Below are 14473 nucleotides of genomic sequence, written 5' to 3'. Positions count from 1 at the left end.
GGTTTGCCATCCGTGAGGGTGGGCGGACCGTGGGCGCCGGCGTGGTCACCAAGATCCTGGAGTAATCAGGGGCGGAAAGCCGCCTCTTTGGGGAAAGGGGGTGAACCATGGCCAGCGAAGTCCGCATCAAAATCCTCCTGGAGTGCACCGAGTGCAAGCGCCGTAACTACGCCACCGAGAAGAACAAGCGCAACACCACGGGCAAGCTGGAACTCCGGAAGTACTGCCCTTGGTGCGATAAGCACACGGTGCACAAGGAAGTGAAGGTCTGATGTTTACCCGGATTGTTCGCTACTTCCAGGAGGCCCGGGCCGAGCTTGCCCGGGTCACCTGGCCCACGCGGGAGCAGATCGTGGAGGGCACCCAGGCCATTTTGGTTTTCACCGTGGTGTCCATGGTGATCCTGGGGTTCTACGATCTCGTCTTCCGGTTCCTGATAGGGCTTGTGCGATGAGCATTGAATGGTACGCGGTCCACACCTACGTGGGGCAGGAGGAAAAGGCCAAGGCCAACCTGGAGAAGCGGGTCAAGGCCTTTGGCATGGAGGACAAGATCTTCCAGGTGCTCATTCCCACGGAGGAGGTGGTGGAGCTCCGCGAGGGGGGCAAGAAGGAGGTCGTCAAGAAAAAGCTCTTTCCCGGCTACCTTTTTGTGCAGATGGACCTGGGGGACGAGGAGGAGCCCAACGAAGCCTGGGAGGTGGTGCGGGGTACCCCGGGCATTACGGGTTTCGTGGGGGCGGGGCATAAACCGGTACCCCTTTCCCCGGACGAGGTGCGGCACATCCTGGAGGTGTCGGGGCTTTTGGGCAAAAAGGAGGCCCCCAAGGCCCAGGTGGCCTTCCGGGAAGGGGATCAGGTGCGGGTGGTTTCCGGCCCCTTCGCGGACTTTACCGGCACCGTGACCGAGATCAACCCGGAAAAGGGGAAGGTCAAGGTCATGGTCACCATCTTTGGGCGCGAGACCCCGGTGGAGCTGGATTTCTCCCAGGTGGTCAAGGCTTAGGAGGCGTTCGCACCCCCAACTTGGGGGGAGCCTAGGAGGGAAAAATGAAGAAAGTCGTTGCGGTAGTGAAACTTCAGTTGCCGGCGGGCAAGGCCACGCCCGCACCCCCGGTGGGTCCAGCCTTGGGCCAGCACGGGGCCAACATCATGGAGTTCGTGAAGGCCTTCAATGCGGCCACCGCCAACATGGGCGACGCCATCGTCCCGGTGGAGATCACCATCTACGCCGACCGGTCCTTCACCTTCATCACCAAAACCCCGCCCGCCAGCTACCTGATCCGCAAGGCGGCCGGACTGGAGAAGGGGGCCCACAAGCCGGGCCGGGAGAAGGTGGGCCGCATCACCTGGCAGCAGGTCTTGGAGATCGCCAAGCAGAAGATGCCCGACATGAACACCACCGACCTGGAGGCCGCCGCCCGGATGATCGCCGGCTCGGCCCGCTCCATGGGGGTGGAGGTGGTGGGTGCCCCGGAGGTGAAGGATGCCTAAGCACGGCAAGCGCTACCGGGCCCTTTTGGAGAAGGTGGATCCCGCCAAGGTCTACACCATTGACGAGGCCGCCCGGCTTTTGAAAGAGCTGGCCACGGCCAAGTTTGACGAGACCGTGGAGGTCCACGCCAAGCTGGGTATTGACCCCCGCAAGTCCGACCAGAACGTGCGTGGCACGGTTTCCCTCCCCCACGGCCTGGGCAAGCAAGTGCGGGTGTTGGCCATCGCCAAGGGCGAGAAGATCAAGGAGGCCGAGGAGGCTGGGGCCGACTACGTGGGGGGGGAGGAGATCATCCAGAAGATCCTGGATGGCTGGCTGGACTTTGACGCTGTGGTGGCCACCCCAGACGTGATGGGGGCCGTGGGCTCCAAGCTGGGCCGTATCCTGGGCCCGAGGGGGCTCTTGCCCAACCCCAAGGCGGGTACCGTGGGCTTCAACATCGGGGAGATCATCAAGGAGATCAAGGCGGGCCGCATTGAGTTCCGCAACGACAAGACCGGGGCCATCCACGCCCCCGTGGGCAAGGTGAGCTTCTCCCCGGAGAAGATCGCCGAGAACATCCGGGCTTTCATCCGGGCCCTCGAGGCCAGCAAGCCCGAGGCGGCCAAGGGCACCTTCTTGCGCTCCGTCTACGTGACCACCACCATGGGGCCTAGCCTCCGCATCAACCCCCATTCCTGAGGGAGTGTTAAGGGGGGCCTGGCTTGACGCCAGGCCCTTTTCCCTTTAGACTCGCCTATGGCACCCCGGGCGCTAGGGCGCCCAGGCCAAAGACAGCGGGGGGCTTGAGGCCTTAAACATCCCGCCGAGGCGCTTGCAGGGGGAGCGTTTCTCGGAAATCCCCAAAAGTCGGCTGGGGTTCCCCTGCCCCAAAGGGAGGAAGGCGTGCCCAATAAGCGCAACGTTGAGCTTCTAGCTGCCCTCAAGGAAAACCTTGAGCGGGCCCATGGCTCCTTCTTCCTGGTGAACTACCAGGGGCTTTCCGCCAAGGAGACCCATGCCCTGCGTCAGGCCCTGAAGGAGAAGGGGGCCAGGCTCTTCGTGGCCAAGAACACCCTGATCCGCATCGCCCTTAGGGAGCTGGGCCTGCCCGAGCTGGATGGGCTGGTGGGCCCCAGCGCCGTGGTCTTTTACCAGGACCCGGTGGCGGCGGCCAAGGCCCTTTCGGAGTTCGCCAAGAAGAACCCCAAGGGCATTCCCGAGGCCAAGGGTGGGCTTTTGCAGGGCCAGGTGCTTGCGGCCAAGGATGTGGTGGCCCTGGCGGAGCTTCCCACCATGGACGAACTCAGGGCGGAGCTTGTGGGCGTGTTGCAGGCGCCCATGGCGGAGCTGGTGGGGGTCCTGGGCGGTGTGGCCCGCGAGCTGGTAGGCATCTTGGAAGCGTACGCGGAGAAGAAGGCGGCGTAGGAGGTGGAGGATGGCTTTGGACATTGAACGCATCAAGGAAGAGCTTTCGCAGGCTACGGTTTTGGAACTCAAGCAGCTCATCGACGTCCTCAAGGAGACCTGGGGTGTGACCGCAGCGGCGCCGGTGGCGGTGGCCGCGGCCCCTGCGGCGGCCCAGGCGGCGGCTCCCGTGGAGGAGAAGACCGAGTTTGACGTGATCCTCAAGGACGCCGGGGCCAAGAAACTGGAGGTCATCAAGGAGCTTCGCGCCATCACCGGCCTTGGCCTCAAGGAGGCCAAGGACCTGGCGGAGAAGGGGGGCCCCATCAAGGAGGGCATTCCCAAGGCCGAGGCCGAGGAGATCAAGAAGAAGCTGGAGGCCGTGGGCGCGGTGGTGGAGCTGAAGTAGCCCCCCGTCCCACGGGGTGCCCCCCGGACCCCTTGGGGTCCGGGGTTTTGTATTGGGGCCTCAGGTGGGGCCAGGGTTCAGGGGTAGCATGGGACCATGGCGGATCTTCCCCGGGTGGTGGTGGGGTTGACGGGGGCTAGCGGCATGCCCTATGCCCTCGACCTTTTGCAAACACTACAGGGCCTCGCTGAGGTGCACCTGGTCTTAAGCCAGGGAGCCAAGCGGGTCTTGTGGGAGGAGATGGGCCTAAGCCCGAAGGACCTCTACCCCTTGGCCAGCCGGGTGTACAAGGACGGCGACCTTGGTGCTCCCATTGCCTCGGGCTCCTTCCCCACCCGGGGAATGGTGGTGGTACCCTGCTCGGCCAGCACCCTGGCCAAAATCGCCCTGGGGCTGGCGGATACCCTCCTCACCCGAGCCGCCTACGTGCACCTGAAGGAGCGGCGCCCCCTGATCCTGGTGCCCCGGGAGGCTCCTTTGCCCCTTCCCACCCTGAAGGCCATGGTGGGGGCGGCGGAGGCGGGGGCGGTCATCCTGCCGGCGAGCCCAGGCTTTTATCACCGGCCCAAGGAGATCCAAGACCTCCTGGGCTTCGTCACCCAGCGCATTCTGGACCACCTGGGCTTGAAGGCCCAGCGGGCTCCCCGTTGGGGGGAGGGGTAAGCATCTGGGCTAAAGGGGGGCCTCTTCCCTTAGTGTGACGTTTTTTTGCCAGCATGCAGTGTTACGATAGGGAAGATGACCCTGACCACCGAACAAAAACTGGTGCTGGACACTGTGCGCCAGGTGGCCAAGGAGGTCCTTTACCCCTTGGCCCCGGAGTACGACCGCACGGGGGAGTACCCCTGGCCCCAGCTAAAGGCCCTGGCGGAGCTGGGTTTCTTGGGCATGACCACCCCCGAGGAGTGGGGAGGGGTGGGGTTGGACTCCGTGACCTGGGCCCTGGCCTTGGAGGAGATCGCCGCCGCCGACCCTAGCGTGGCCGTGGTGCTCTCGGTGACCAGCGGCCTTCCCCAGTACATGCTCCTCCGCTTTGGTACCGAGGCGCAAAAGCGGAGGTACCTCATCCCCCTGGCCCGGGGGGAGTGGATCGGGGCCTTCTGCCTTACCGAGCCCCAGGCGGGCTCCGATGCCGCCAGCATCCGCACGGAGGCCAGGAGGGTACCTGGGGGCTTCGTGCTGAACGGTCTAAAGAGCTGGATCACCTCCGCGGGCCAGGCCCAGCTTTACGTGGTCATGGCCAGGAGCGAAAAGGGCATCAGCGCCTTTTTGGTGGAAAAGGGCACCCCGGGCCTTTCCTTTGGCCCCCCGGAGGCGAAGATGGGCCTCCACGCCGCCCACACCGCCGAGGTGCGCCTCGAGGAGGTCTTCGTGCCCGAGGAGAACCTCCTGGGGGAGGAGGGGAGGGGCCTGGCCTACGCCCTGGCGGGTTTGGATTCGGGCCGGATTGGGGTGGCGGCCCAGGCGGTGGGCATCGCCCGGGGGGCCTTTGAGATGGCCAAGGCCTATGCGGATCAGAGGGAGCAGTTTGGCAGGAAGCTTCGGGAGCACCAGGCTATCGCCTTCAAGATCGCCGACATGCACGTGAAGATCGTGGCCGCCCGGGCCTTGGTGCTGGAGGCCGCCAGGAAAAAGGACTCCGGGGAGCGGTTCACCCTGGAGGCCAGCGCCGCCAAGCTCTTCGCCAGCGGCGTGGCGGTGGAGGTGACCCGGGAGGCGGTGCAGGTGTTGGGGGGCTACGGTTACCACCGGGACTACCGGGTGGAGCGCTACTACCGCGACGCCAAGGTGACGGAGATCTACGAGGGCACCTCGGAGATCCAGCGCCACATCATCGCCCGGGAGCTATACCGTTAGCCCTTCCCTTTCTCATCCTCTCGCCTTAGGGTGGAAAGGGTATGGTTCGCCGCCTCCTCTCCCTCTCCCGGCCCCTCTACTGGCTGTACGAAAAGCGCCTCCTTAAGGAGGTGAAAGGAGGCCCGGTGCCCAAGCACCTGGGCCTCATCCTGGATGGGAACCGCCGCTACGCCCGGGCCTTGGGCCTAGCCCCCGTCAAGGGGCATGAGTTTGGGGTGCAAAAGGCCTACGAGGTCCTGGAGTGGTGCCTGGAGATGGGCATCCGGACGGTGACGGTCTGGGTGTTTTCCACCGATAACTTCAAGCGCCCCCCCGAGGAGGTGGAGGAGCTCATGCGCCTTTTCGTGCGGGAGGCGGAGAGGATGGCGGAGGACCACCGCATCCTGGAGAACCAGGTTAGGGTGCGCTTCATCGGGCGGCGGGAGGGGTTTTCCCCGGAGGTGCTAAGGGCCTTGGAGCGCCTCGAGGCCAAGACCCAGGCCCACCAGGGCATGGTGCTGAATATCGCCTTGGGCTACGGGGGGAGGGAGGAGATCGCGGATGCGGTGAAGCAACTTCTCCTCGAGGCCGATAAAAAGGGCCTTTCCCCCAAGGAGGTTGCGGAAGGGCTCACCCCTGAGGAGATCGCCCGCCATCTTTACACTGCGGGTCTTCCTGACCCCGACTTCATCATCCGCACCTCGGGGGAGATAAGGCTTTCGGGTTTCCTCCTCTGGCAGTCCGCCTACTCGGAGTTCTACTTCGCCGACGTGCTTTGGCCGGAGTTCCGAAAAATAGACTTCCTGAGGGCCCTCCGCAGCTACCAGGCCCGCGAAAGGCGGTTTGGCCGTTGACAAATGGGAGGGTTTCGTATACCCTTACAGGCAAGATGCTGGCCCGTGAGAAAAAACTCGGCCGCCGGGGGGTAGGCTAGCCCTAGAGGGCTCCTTATCCCCCGGCCCGAAATCGGGCCGGTTTTCTTTTGGGGAGGGGCGCATGCGGGAATGGAAGATTATCGATTCCACCTTAAGGGAAGGCGAGCAGTTTGAAAGGGCCAACTTTTCCACCCAGGACAAGATCGAGATCGCCAAGGCCCTGAACGAGTTCGGCGTGGAGTACATCGAGGTGACCACCCCCATGGCCTCCCCCCAGTCCCGGAAGGATGCGGAGGTCCTGGCCTCCTTGGGCCTCAAGGCCAAGGTGGTGACCCACATCCAGACCCGGATGGATGCGGCCAAGGTGGCGGTGGAAACCGGCGTGCAGGGCATTGACCTCCTCTTTGGTACCAGCAAGTACCTAAGGGCCGCCCACGGGCGGGACATTCCCCGGATCATCGAGGAGGCCAGGGAGGTCATTGGCTACATCCGCGAGAAGGCCCCCCACGTGGAGGTGCGCTTCTCCGCCGAAGACACCTTCCGCTCCGACGAGCACGACCTTTTGGAGATTTACGGGGCCATCGCTCCCTATGTGGACCGGGTGGGCTTGGCGGACACCGTGGGCATCGCTACCCCCAGGCAGGTCTTTGCCCTGGTGCGGGAGGTGAGGCGGGTGGTGGGGCCGCATGTGGACATAGAGTTCCACGGGCACAACGACACGGGCTGTGCCATCGCCAACGCCTTTGAGGCCATAGAAGCCGGGGCTACCCACGTGGACACCACCATCCTGGGGATCGGGGAGCGGAACGGGATCACCCCTTTAGGGGGTTTCTTGGCCCGCATGTACACCCTGCAGCCCGACTATGTGCGCAGGAAGTACAAGCTGGAGATGCTTCCCGAGCTGGATCGCATGGTGGCCCGGATGGTGGGGATCGAGATTCCCTTTAACAACTACATCACCGGGGAGACCGCCTTCAGCCACAAGGCGGGGATGCACCTCAAGGCCATCTACATCAACCCCGAGTCCTACGAGCCCTATCCGCCGGAGGTCTTCGGGGTGAAGCGCAAGCTCATCATCGCCTCTAAGCTCACGGGCCGGCATGCCATCAAGGCGCGGGCGGAGGAGCTGGGCCTCCACTATGGGGAAGAGGAGCTTGCCCGCATCACCCAGCACATCAAGGCCTTGGCGGATAAAGGGCAGCTCACCCTCGAGGAGCTGGACCGAATCTTAAGGGAGTGGATCACGGCATGAGGCCGGGCCCTTTAGAGCTTGCGGAACTCCTCCTCGCTGAGGCCGGCTTGCTTCAGGATCTTTTTGAAGGTGCCCTTGGGAAGCTCTCCGCTATGAAAGGGAATCACCACGATCCGGCCGTCGGGATGGGCGTAAAGCCGGTGCCCCCCTCTGGTCATGCGCTCCGCAAACCCCAGGCGCTGGAGCTTCCGGGCCACCTCCTCGGGCCTAGGCGGCATCTACCCCCACCTGCACCGCACGGACATCTTTGGGAAGGGGGCGGCCCATTTCCTTCAGGTGGGCCAGAACCAACTCCAGGGCTTCTTTGGCGTGGGCCAAGGCTTCCTCGGGGGTTCGGCCGAAGGAATGGGCTTCGGGAATGGCGGGAAACTCGGCGATCCAGGTGCCCGGGGTTTCTGGGTCCTCGTAAACCAGGGCGGTATAGGTCATACCCCCAGTATAGGAGGCGGGCATGGGCTTGACCTTGGCGGAAAAGATACTTTCTAGGAAGGCGGGAAGGGAGGTAAGGGCCGGGGAGCTTGTGGTGGTGGAGGTGGACCAGGTGATGGTGGTGGACTCCATCGCCGGGAGCTTCTTCAAGCGCCTGGCGTACCTGGAGGCCACCCCCCGCTATCCGGAAAGGGTTTCCATCGTCATCGACCACGTGGCTCCGGCGGCCAACCTGGAGGTGGCCAAGGCCCAGAAGGAGATCCGGGAATGGGGCAGGAAGCACGGCATCCGGGTCTTTGACGTGGGAAGAGGGGTGTGCCACCAGGTGCTCATGGAGGAGGGCCTGGCCCAGCCGGGTTGGATCGTGGTGGGGTCGGATTCCCACTCCACCACCTATGGGGCAGTGGGGGCCTTCGGCACGGGCATGGGGGCCACGGACATTGCCTTGGCCGCCGCCAGCGGCCGCACCTGGCTTAGGGTTCCGGAAAGCGTGAAGGTGACCTTCCGGGGAAAGCTTCCTAGGGGGGTTACCGCCAAGGACGCTGCCCTGGAGATGGTCCGTCTCCTCACCGCCGAGGGGGCCACCTACATGGCGGTGGAGATCCACCTTGCCGAGGGGGCGGAGTCCCTAAGCCGGGGTGAGCGCATGACCCTGGCCAACCTCACGGTGGAGGCGGGGGCCAAGGCGGGGCTTTTGGTGCCCTCGGGGGAGATCCTGGATCTTTACCGGGTGCCCGATTGGCTCTACCCCGACCCCGATGCCCGGTATGTCCGGGAGGTGGAGGTGGACCTCTCCACCCTTACCCCGCGGGTTTCCGTGCCCTTTTACGTGGACAACGTGCAGGAGGTTTCCGCGGTGCGGGGCAAGCGGGTGGATCAGGTCTTCATCGGCACCTGCACTAACGGGCGCCTCGAGGACCTCCGCGCCGCCGCCGAGGTGCTAAGGGGAAGAAAGGTGGCCCCGGGGGTGCGCCTTTTGGTGATCCCCGCCAGCTCCCAGGTCCTGGAGGAGGCCGCCCGGGATGGCACCCTCCTCACCCTGCTGGAGGCGGGGGCCACCCTGGGCACCCCTGGGTGCGGCCCCTGCATGGGGCGGCACATGGGGGTTTTGGCCCCGGGAGAGGTGTGCGTGTCCACCAGCAACCGCAACTTCCGGGGGCGCATGGGGGCGCCCGACGCCGAGATCTACCTGGCAAGCCCCCGGGTGGCCGCGGCCAGCGCGGTGGCCGGGTACATCGCCACCCCCGAGGACCTGGCCCCTTTACAGGAGGAAGCCCATGCCTAGGGTTTGGAAGTTTGGCGACCAGATCAACACCGACGACATCCTTCCCGGCAAGTACGCTCCCTTCATGGTGGGGGAGGACCGGTTCCACACCTTCGCCTTTGCCCACCTGCGGCCGGAGTTCGCCAAGGAGGTGAAGCCGGGGGACATCTTGGTCTTTGGGCGGAACGCCGGGCTTGGCAGCAGCCGGGAGTATGCCCCCGAGGCCCTGCGCAAGCTGGGCATCCGGGCGGTGATCGCCAAGAGCTACGCCCGCATCTTTTTCCGCAACCTGGTGAACCTGGGGATCATCCCCTTTGAATCGGAGGAGGTGGTGGATGCGCTAGAGGATGGGGATCAGGTGGAGTTGGACCTGGAAACGGGGGTTTTGCTGCGGGGAGGGGAGCGCTTTGCCCTTCGCCCCCCGCCCCCCTTCCTGCTGGAGGCCTTGAGGGAAGGGTCGCTGTTGGACTACTACAAGAAGCACGGCCGCTTCCCGGGGGAGTAGACTGGACCCATGGAGGACCTGGAGATCACCTGTCCGGTGTGCGGCGAGGTCAGCGTGGTGCTGGCCGAGGACCTGGAAACCCTGGAGATAGGGGATGTGCTGGAGTGCGAGGCCTGCGGGGCCTTCTTGGAGGTGGTCTCCCTGGATCCCCTCGAGGTGGAGGTGACGGAGGAGGGCCTGGAAGCCTTCTTCGTGGACTGCCCCCGTTGCGGTTACACCTTTGAGGTATCCGAGGAGGACCAAGGCCAGGAGGTGGAGTGCCCTGAGTGCGGCTTCCGCTTCATCCCCGACTGGAGCGAGGTGGACGAGGAGGACGAGGAATGGTAGCCACTTGTCCTGAATGCGGTGCGGAGTTGACCCTGGAAAACCCCGAGTTGGGCGAGCTTGTGGTTTGCGAGGACTGCGGTGCGGAGCTGGAGGTGGTGGGGCTGGACCCTTTGCGCTTGGAGCCCGCCCCGGAGGAAGCGGAGGACTGGGGGGAGTGAGGCCCTTCCCTTAGGGTAGGGGGCCTCGAGGCCCCGGGCCGGGCCCGGTCCGGGGTTCCTGGAAGGGGGAAGAGCCATCGCCATGCTGGCCATCCTGTACGACCGTATCCGCCCCGACGAGAGGATGCTCTTTGAACGGGCTGAGGCCCTGGGCATTCCCTACAAGAAGGTTTACGTCCCCGCCTTGCGCATGGTCCTGGGGGAAAGGCCTAAGGAGCTGGAGGGGGTCACGGTGGCCCTGGAGCGGTGCGTGAGCCAGACCCGGGGCCTGGCCGTGGCCCGCTACCTCACCGCGTTGGGCATCCCCGTGGTGAACCGGCCCGAGGTGATGGAGACCTGCGGGGACAAGTGGGCCACCAGCGTGGCCTTGGAGCGCCATGGCCTGCCCCAGCCCAGGACCGCCCTCCTCACCGAGGCGGAGGAGGCCCTTAGGCTCATGGAGGAATGGGGCTATCCCCTGGTGCTGAAGCCGGTGATCGGGAGCTGGGGAAGGCTTCTCGCCAAGATCACCGACCGGGAGGCCGCCGAGGCCATCCTGGAGCACAAGGAGGTCTTAGGGGGGTTTCAGCACCAGCTCCTTTACCTGCAGGAGTATGTGCGCAAGCCCGGGCGGGACATACGGGTCTTCGTGGTGGGGAGTAGGGCCATCGCCGCCATCTACCGGCGGAGCCAGCACTGGATCACCAACACCGCCCGGGGGGGACAGGCGGAAAACTGCCCCCTAACCCCCGAGATCGCCGAGCTTTCGGTGAAGGCGGCCCAGGCGGTGGGGGGCGGCGTGGTGGCCATAGACCTCTTTGAGTCGGAGCGGGGTCTATTGGTGAACGAGGTGAACCACACCATGGAGTTCAAGAACTCCGTCCACACCACGGGGGTGGATATCCCGGGGGAGATCCTCAGGTACGCATGGGAAGAGGCACGAGCCTAGGGGAACGGGTGGGCCGTTTGCTGGAGGCTTTGGAGGAGTAGTTGCATGAGCGCTAAGAAGACGCTATCCATCGTGGGGGCCTCGGGGTATGCCGGGGGGGAGTTTTTGCGCCTGGCCCTTGCCCATCCGTACCTCGAGGTGAAGCAGGTGACCTCGAGGCGCTTCGCCGGCGAGCCCGTGGCCTTTGTCCACCCCAACCTCAGGGGAAGAACAGGCCTCAAGTTCATCCCTCCGGAAAGGCTGGAGCCCGCCGACATCCTGGTCCTCTCCCTGCCCCACGGGGTTTTCGCCCAGGAGTTTGACCGCTATGCGGATCTAGCCCCCATCCTCATAGACCTTTCCGCGGATTTCCGCCTCAAGAACCTGGACCTATACCGCAAGTACTACGGGGAGCACCCCCGGCCCGAGCTTCTGGGCCGCTTCGTCTACGCCATCCCTGAGCTCTACCGGGACCGCCTGCGGGAGGCGGACTGGATGGCGGGGGCGGGGTGCAACGCCACCGCCACCCTCCTGGGCCTTTACCCCCTCCTTAGGGGTGGGGTGCTGAAGCCCGCACCCATCTTCGTCACCCTTCTCATCTCCACCTCGGCGGCGGGGGCCGAGCCCAGCCCCGCCAGCCACCACCCCGAGCGTTCCGGTTCCCTTAGGGTCTACAAGCCCACGGGCCACCGCCACACCGCCGAGGTGGTGGAAAACCTCCCGGGAAAGCCGGAGGTCCACCTCACCGCCATCGCCACCGACCGGGTGCGGGGCATCCTCATGACCGCCCAGGCCTTTTTGCAGGACGGCTGGAGCGAGCGGGATGTCTGGCAGGCCTACCGGGAGGCCTATGGGGGAGAGCCTTTTGTCCGTATCGTCAAGCAGAAAAAGGGCATCCACCGCTACCCCGACCCCCGCTTCGTCCAGGGCACCAACTATGCGGACATCGGCTTTGAGCTGGAGGAGGACACGGGGCGGCTGGTGGTGATGACCGCCATCGACAACCTGGTGAAGGGCACCGCCGGCCATGCTCTCCAGGCCCTCAACATCCGCATGGGCTGGCCCGAGACCCTGGGTCTGGAGTTTCCCGGCCTGCATCCCTGAAGGCCAGGATGGGGGAGGTAACCGTGGATGGGTTTGTGCCCTCTTGGGTGGGGATAGGGAAGAGCGCTAGGCCAGGTTGCGTGTCAAGGAACCTCGGGTCTGACGGGGACGCCTAAGGGAGGGGTTTTTGTGATCGTGGTCAAGGTGGGAGGCGCTGAGGGCATCAACTACGAGGCGGTGGCCAAGGATGCCGCCTCCTTGTGGAAGGAGGGGGTGAGGCTTCTTCTGGTCCATGGGGGAAGCGCCGAAACCAACAAGGTGGCGGAGGCCTTGGGCCATCCCCCCCGCTTCCTCACCCACCCCGGGGGGCAGGTGAGCCGCCTCACCGACCGCAGGACCTTGGAGATCTTTGAGATGGTCTACTGCGGCCTGGTGAACAAGCGCCTGGTGGAGCTTCTCCAGCGGGACGGGGCCAACGCCCTGGGGCTTTCCGGGCTGGATGGGAGGCTTCTCCAAGGCCGCCGCAAGACCGCGGTGAAGTACGTGGAAGACGGCAAGGTCAAGATCCACCGGGGGGACTACACGGGCACGGTGGAGCAGGTGAACCGGGCCCTTTTGGACCTCCTTTTGGGCGCAGGGTACTTGCCGGTGATCACCCCTCCCGCCATCAGCTACGAGGGGGAGGCCATCAACACCGACGGGGACCAGGTGGCGGCCCTCCTGGCCACCCTTTATGGGGCGGAGGCCTTGGTTTACCTTTCCAACGTGCCGGGCCTTCTCGCCCATTACCCCGACGAGGCCAGCCTGGTACGGGAGATCCCCGTGGACAGGGTGGAGGACCCCGAGTACCTTTCCTTGGCCCAAGGCCGCATGAAGCGGAAGGTGATGGGGGCGGTGGAGGCGGTGAAGGGCGGGGTGAGGCGGGTGGTTTTTGCCGATGCCCGGGTGGAAAACCCCATAAGGCGGGCCCTGGCCGGGGAAGGCACCGTGGTACGCTAGACCCATGGCACGCTTTGCCCTGGTCCTCCACGCCCACCTACCCTATGTGCGCTCCCATGGGATGTGGCCCTTCGGGGAGGAAACCCTTTACGAGGCCATGGCGGAAACCTATCTGCCCCTCCTTAGGTCCTTGGAGCGGCTTCATCAGGAAGGGGTGGAGGCCCGCTTTACCCTGGGGATCACCCCCATCTTGGCGGAGCAGCTGGGGGACGCCAAGGTGAGGGAAGGCTTTTGGGCCTACGCCAAGGACCGGCTGGAGCGGGCCCAGGGTGACTACCTGCGCTACCAAGGGACGGACCTCGAGGCCAGCGCCCGCCACCAGGTGGCCTTCTGGGAGCTTACCCTGGACCATTTCCATCATCTAAGAGGGGATCTCCTTTCCGCTTTCCGCAGGACCCAGGACCGGGGCCAGGTGGAGCTTCTCACCTCCAATGCCACCCATGGCTACTCCCCCCTTCTGGGCTACGACGAGGCCCTTTGGGCCCAGATCAAGACGGGGGTGGCCACCTACCGCCGCCACTTTGCCAAGGACCCCACGGGCTTCTGGCTTCCGGAGATGGCCTACCGGCCGAAGGGCTACTGGAAGCCCCCCGTGGAAGGGGCCCCAGAGGGTTTTAGGCCGGGGGTGGATGAGCTTCTCATGCGGGCCGGGATCCGCTACACCTTCGTGGACGCCCACCTGGTCCAAGGGGGGAGGCCCCTTTCCCCTTATGGGGAAGCCTCCTTGGGCCCGGTGGAAAGCGCCGAGGCCACCTACTACGTCCACGAGCTGGAGTCGGGCCTGAGGGTCTTGGCCCGCAACCTGGAAACCTCCTTGCAGGTGTGGAGCGCGGACTATGGCTATCCCGGGGAGGGGCTTTACCGGGAGTTTCACCGCAAGGACCCGGTTTCTGGCCTCCACCACTGGCGGGTTACCCACCGCCAGGCCGACCTTTCCGCCAAGGCGCCCTACGAACCCGAGGCGGCCTTTCTCAAGGTGAAGGAACACGCCCTTCACTTCGTGGGCCTGGTGGAGCGCCTGGGCCGGGAGCATCCGGACGGGGTTATCCTGGCTCCCTACGATGCCGAGCTCTTTGGCCACTGGTGGTACGAGGGGGTGGCCTGGTTGGAGGAGGTGTTGCGGCTTCTGGCCCAAAGGAGAGGGGTCCAGGCGGTCACGGCGAAGGAGGCGGTCCAGGGTAAGGCGGTGCGCACGGCTTTGCCCGAGGGTTCCTGGGGCCGGGGCGGGGACCATAGGGTCTGGCTCAACGAGGCCACCTGGGACTACTGGCGCACGGTATACCGGGCGGAAGGGGCCATGCGGGAGGCGGTGCGCCAGGGCAACCTGCCCTTTAGGGTGCTCCAGCAGGCCATGCGGGAGCTTTTGCTCCTCGAGGCCTCCGACTGGCCCTTCCTGGTGGACACCGCCCAGGCGGTGGAGTACGCCAAGGAGCGCTACCAAGGGCATGCCGAAGCCTTTTTCAACCTTCTCAAAGGCGTCTCCCCCGAGGAGCTTGGGGCCTTGGAGGAGCAGGACAATCCCTTCCCCGAGGCGGACCCCAGGCTTTACCTGGAGCCCAGTAGGGCCCCGCATGGGGGTGTAGGCTAG

The 14473-nt window shown here is 65.1% G+C and carries 22 protein-coding genes; 20 read left to right on the top strand and 2 right to left on the bottom strand.

What is annotated here, in order from left to right; all coding sequences use genetic code 11:
- The 12 genes from DK874_RS12065 to lysS form a co-directional block, all read left to right on the top strand.
- Window positions 1–65, top strand: a 65-nt coding sequence (locus DK874_RS12065) for an EF-Tu C-terminal domain-related protein (protein ID WP_162798730.1), incomplete at its 5' end; no start/stop codon positions are given.
- 42 nt (window positions 66–107) lie between these two features.
- Entirely contained in the window at window positions 108–272 is a 165-nt protein-coding gene (gene rpmG, locus DK874_RS09620; protein WP_114313807.1) for a 50S ribosomal protein L33, read from the top strand.
- Entirely contained in the window at window positions 272–454 is a 183-nt protein-coding gene (gene secE, locus DK874_RS09615; RefSeq protein ID WP_114313806.1) for a preprotein translocase subunit SecE, read from the top strand. Before rpmG ends, secE begins: the two co-directional genes overlap by 1 nt.
- Window positions 451–1005 carry a transcription termination/antitermination protein NusG gene (gene nusG / locus DK874_RS09610; protein ID WP_038029241.1) on the top strand — a complete coding sequence of 185 codons (555 nt, stop codon included), beginning with the start codon at window positions 451–453 and terminating at the stop codon, window positions 1003–1005. The genes secE and nusG overlap by 4 nt, the downstream gene beginning before the upstream one ends.
- Before the next feature lie 44 nt (window positions 1006–1049).
- Window positions 1050–1493 (top strand): 50S ribosomal protein L11, encoded by a 444-nt coding sequence (gene rplK, locus DK874_RS09605; RefSeq protein WP_015716108.1) that lies wholly within the window; start codon window positions 1050–1052, stop codon window positions 1491–1493.
- Window positions 1486–2175 (top strand): 50S ribosomal protein L1, encoded by a 690-nt coding sequence (rplA, locus tag DK874_RS09600; protein WP_114313805.1) that lies wholly within the window; start codon window positions 1486–1488, stop codon window positions 2173–2175. Before rplK ends, rplA begins: the two co-directional genes overlap by 8 nt.
- 204 nt (window positions 2176–2379) lie before the next feature.
- A complete protein-coding gene (gene rplJ, locus DK874_RS09595) occupies window positions 2380–2901 on the top strand; it encodes a 50S ribosomal protein L10 (protein WP_114313804.1) in 522 nt (173 codons plus the stop codon).
- 10 nt (window positions 2902–2911) lie between these two features.
- Window positions 2912–3289, top strand: coding sequence for a 50S ribosomal protein L7/L12 (gene rplL, locus DK874_RS09590; protein WP_015716111.1), 378 nt, complete (start codon window positions 2912–2914; stop codon window positions 3287–3289).
- 96 nt (window positions 3290–3385) lie between these two features.
- Complete coding sequence (locus DK874_RS09585; RefSeq protein WP_114313803.1) at window positions 3386–3952, top strand: UbiX family flavin prenyltransferase; 567 nt, start codon at window positions 3386–3388, stop codon at window positions 3950–3952.
- 75 nt (window positions 3953–4027) lie between these two features.
- Window positions 4028–5146, top strand: coding sequence for an acyl-CoA dehydrogenase family protein (locus DK874_RS09580; RefSeq protein ID WP_114313802.1), 1119 nt, complete (start codon window positions 4028–4030; stop codon window positions 5144–5146).
- A 41-nt stretch (window positions 5147–5187) separates the two neighbouring features.
- The gene (locus DK874_RS09575) at window positions 5188–5979 is read left to right on the top strand and encodes an isoprenyl transferase (RefSeq protein ID WP_114313801.1); all 792 of its coding nucleotides are present in this window, start codon (window positions 5188–5190) and stop codon (window positions 5977–5979) included.
- Window positions 5980–6121: 142 nt separating this feature from the next.
- On the top strand, window positions 6122–7252 hold the full coding sequence (lysS, locus tag DK874_RS09570; RefSeq protein ID WP_114313800.1) for a homocitrate synthase: 1131 nt from the start codon (window positions 6122–6124) through the stop codon (window positions 7250–7252).
- An 11-nt stretch (window positions 7253–7263) separates the two neighbouring features.
- Here the strand turns inward: lysS and DK874_RS09565 are convergent, their stop codons facing one another.
- Both DK874_RS09565 and DK874_RS09560 read right to left on the bottom strand, forming a co-directional pair.
- The gene (locus DK874_RS09565; protein ID WP_114313799.1) at window positions 7264–7470 is read right to left on the bottom strand and encodes a type II toxin-antitoxin system HicA family toxin; all 207 of its coding nucleotides are present in this window, start codon (window positions 7468–7470) and stop codon (window positions 7264–7266) included.
- Window positions 7460–7681, bottom strand: a complete 222-nt coding sequence (locus DK874_RS09560) for a type II toxin-antitoxin system HicB family antitoxin (RefSeq protein ID WP_114313798.1) — start codon at window positions 7679–7681, stop codon at window positions 7460–7462. Before DK874_RS09560 ends, DK874_RS09565 begins: the two co-directional genes overlap by 11 nt.
- 22 nt (window positions 7682–7703) lie before the next feature.
- Between DK874_RS09560 and DK874_RS09555 the strand changes: the two genes are divergently transcribed.
- The 8 genes from DK874_RS09555 to DK874_RS09520 all read left to right on the top strand — a co-directional run bounded on the left by DK874_RS09555 (window position 7704) and on the right by DK874_RS09520 (window position 14473).
- Complete coding sequence (locus DK874_RS09555; RefSeq protein WP_114313797.1) at window positions 7704–8966, top strand: 3-isopropylmalate dehydratase large subunit; 1263 nt, start codon at window positions 7704–7706, stop codon at window positions 8964–8966.
- Window positions 8959–9450 carry a LeuD/DmdB family oxidoreductase small subunit gene (locus tag DK874_RS09550; protein ID WP_114313796.1) on the top strand — a complete coding sequence of 164 codons (492 nt, stop codon included), beginning with the start codon at window positions 8959–8961 and terminating at the stop codon, window positions 9448–9450. Before DK874_RS09555 ends, DK874_RS09550 begins: the two co-directional genes overlap by 8 nt.
- A 9-nt stretch (window positions 9451–9459) precedes the next feature.
- On the top strand, window positions 9460–9777 hold the full coding sequence (locus tag DK874_RS09545) for a paraquat-inducible protein A (protein WP_114313795.1): 318 nt from the start codon (window positions 9460–9462) through the stop codon (window positions 9775–9777).
- Window positions 9771–9935: a lysine biosynthesis protein LysW gene (gene lysW, locus DK874_RS09540; RefSeq protein ID WP_114313794.1), complete on the top strand. Its 165-nt coding sequence runs from the start codon at window positions 9771–9773 to the stop codon at window positions 9933–9935. Before DK874_RS09545 ends, lysW begins: the two co-directional genes overlap by 7 nt.
- An 82-nt stretch (window positions 9936–10017) precedes the next feature.
- Entirely contained in the window at window positions 10018–10863 is an 846-nt protein-coding gene (gene lysX, locus DK874_RS09535; protein ID WP_114313793.1) for a lysine biosynthesis protein LysX, read from the top strand.
- 45 nt (window positions 10864–10908) lie between these two features.
- Window positions 10909–11946, top strand: coding sequence for an N-acetyl-gamma-glutamyl-phosphate reductase (gene argC, locus DK874_RS09530; protein ID WP_114313792.1), 1038 nt, complete (start codon window positions 10909–10911; stop codon window positions 11944–11946).
- Between the two features lie 129 nt (window positions 11947–12075).
- On the top strand, window positions 12076–12885 hold the full coding sequence (locus DK874_RS09525; RefSeq protein ID WP_114313791.1) for a [LysW]-aminoadipate kinase: 810 nt from the start codon (window positions 12076–12078) through the stop codon (window positions 12883–12885).
- Between the two features lie 4 nt (window positions 12886–12889).
- Complete coding sequence (locus tag DK874_RS09520; RefSeq protein WP_114313790.1) at window positions 12890–14473, top strand: 1,4-alpha-glucan branching protein; 1584 nt, start codon at window positions 12890–12892, stop codon at window positions 14471–14473.

Origin of the sequence: Thermus caldifontis, from assembly GCF_003336745.1 — a bacterium.
Lineage (GTDB): Bacteria > Deinococcota > Deinococci > Deinococcales > Thermaceae > Thermus > Thermus caldifontis.
Note: the sequence above shows the minus strand (reverse complement) of the source record. Positions and strands in the feature narration are given on the sequence as shown.

What these genes read in the sequence shown, in the direction of transcription:
- rpmG (WP_114313807.1), top strand. Translation starts at nt 108, where the DNA reads ATGGCCAGCGAAGTCCGCATCAAAATCCTCCTGGAGTGCACCGAGTGC.
- secE (WP_114313806.1), top strand. Translation starts at nt 272, where the DNA reads ATGTTTACCCGGATTGTTCGCTACTTCCAGGAGGCCCGGGCCGAGCTT.
- nusG (WP_038029241.1), top strand. Translation starts at nt 451, where the DNA reads ATGAGCATTGAATGGTACGCGGTCCACACCTACGTGGGGCAGGAGGAA.
- rplK (WP_015716108.1), top strand. Translation starts at nt 1,050, where the DNA reads ATGAAGAAAGTCGTTGCGGTAGTGAAACTTCAGTTGCCGGCGGGCAAG.
- rplA (WP_114313805.1), top strand. Translation starts at nt 1,486, where the DNA reads ATGCCTAAGCACGGCAAGCGCTACCGGGCCCTTTTGGAGAAGGTGGAT.
- rplL (WP_015716111.1), top strand. Translation starts at nt 2,912, where the DNA reads ATGGCTTTGGACATTGAACGCATCAAGGAAGAGCTTTCGCAGGCTACG.
- DK874_RS09585 (WP_114313803.1), top strand. Translation starts at nt 3,386, where the DNA reads ATGGCGGATCTTCCCCGGGTGGTGGTGGGGTTGACGGGGGCTAGCGGC.
- DK874_RS09580 (WP_114313802.1), top strand. Translation starts at nt 4,028, where the DNA reads ATGACCCTGACCACCGAACAAAAACTGGTGCTGGACACTGTGCGCCAG.
- DK874_RS09575 (WP_114313801.1), top strand. Translation starts at nt 5,188, where the DNA reads ATGGTTCGCCGCCTCCTCTCCCTCTCCCGGCCCCTCTACTGGCTGTAC.
- lysS (WP_114313800.1), top strand. Translation starts at nt 6,122, where the DNA reads ATGCGGGAATGGAAGATTATCGATTCCACCTTAAGGGAAGGCGAGCAG.
- DK874_RS09565 (WP_114313799.1), bottom strand. Translation starts at nt 7,470, where the DNA reads ATGCCGCCTAGGCCCGAGGAGGTGGCCCGGAAGCTCCAGCGCCTGGGG.
- DK874_RS09560 (WP_114313798.1), bottom strand. Translation starts at nt 7,681, where the DNA reads ATGACCTATACCGCCCTGGTTTACGAGGACCCAGAAACCCCGGGCACC.
- DK874_RS09555 (WP_114313797.1), top strand. Translation starts at nt 7,704, where the DNA reads ATGGGCTTGACCTTGGCGGAAAAGATACTTTCTAGGAAGGCGGGAAGG.
- DK874_RS09550 (WP_114313796.1), top strand. Translation starts at nt 8,959, where the DNA reads ATGCCTAGGGTTTGGAAGTTTGGCGACCAGATCAACACCGACGACATC.
- DK874_RS09545 (WP_114313795.1), top strand. Translation starts at nt 9,460, where the DNA reads ATGGAGGACCTGGAGATCACCTGTCCGGTGTGCGGCGAGGTCAGCGTG.
- lysW (WP_114313794.1), top strand. Translation starts at nt 9,771, where the DNA reads ATGGTAGCCACTTGTCCTGAATGCGGTGCGGAGTTGACCCTGGAAAAC.
- lysX (WP_114313793.1), top strand. Translation starts at nt 10,018, where the DNA reads ATGCTGGCCATCCTGTACGACCGTATCCGCCCCGACGAGAGGATGCTC.
- argC (WP_114313792.1), top strand. Translation starts at nt 10,909, where the DNA reads ATGAGCGCTAAGAAGACGCTATCCATCGTGGGGGCCTCGGGGTATGCC.
- DK874_RS09520 (WP_114313790.1), top strand. Translation starts at nt 12,890, where the DNA reads ATGGCACGCTTTGCCCTGGTCCTCCACGCCCACCTACCCTATGTGCGC.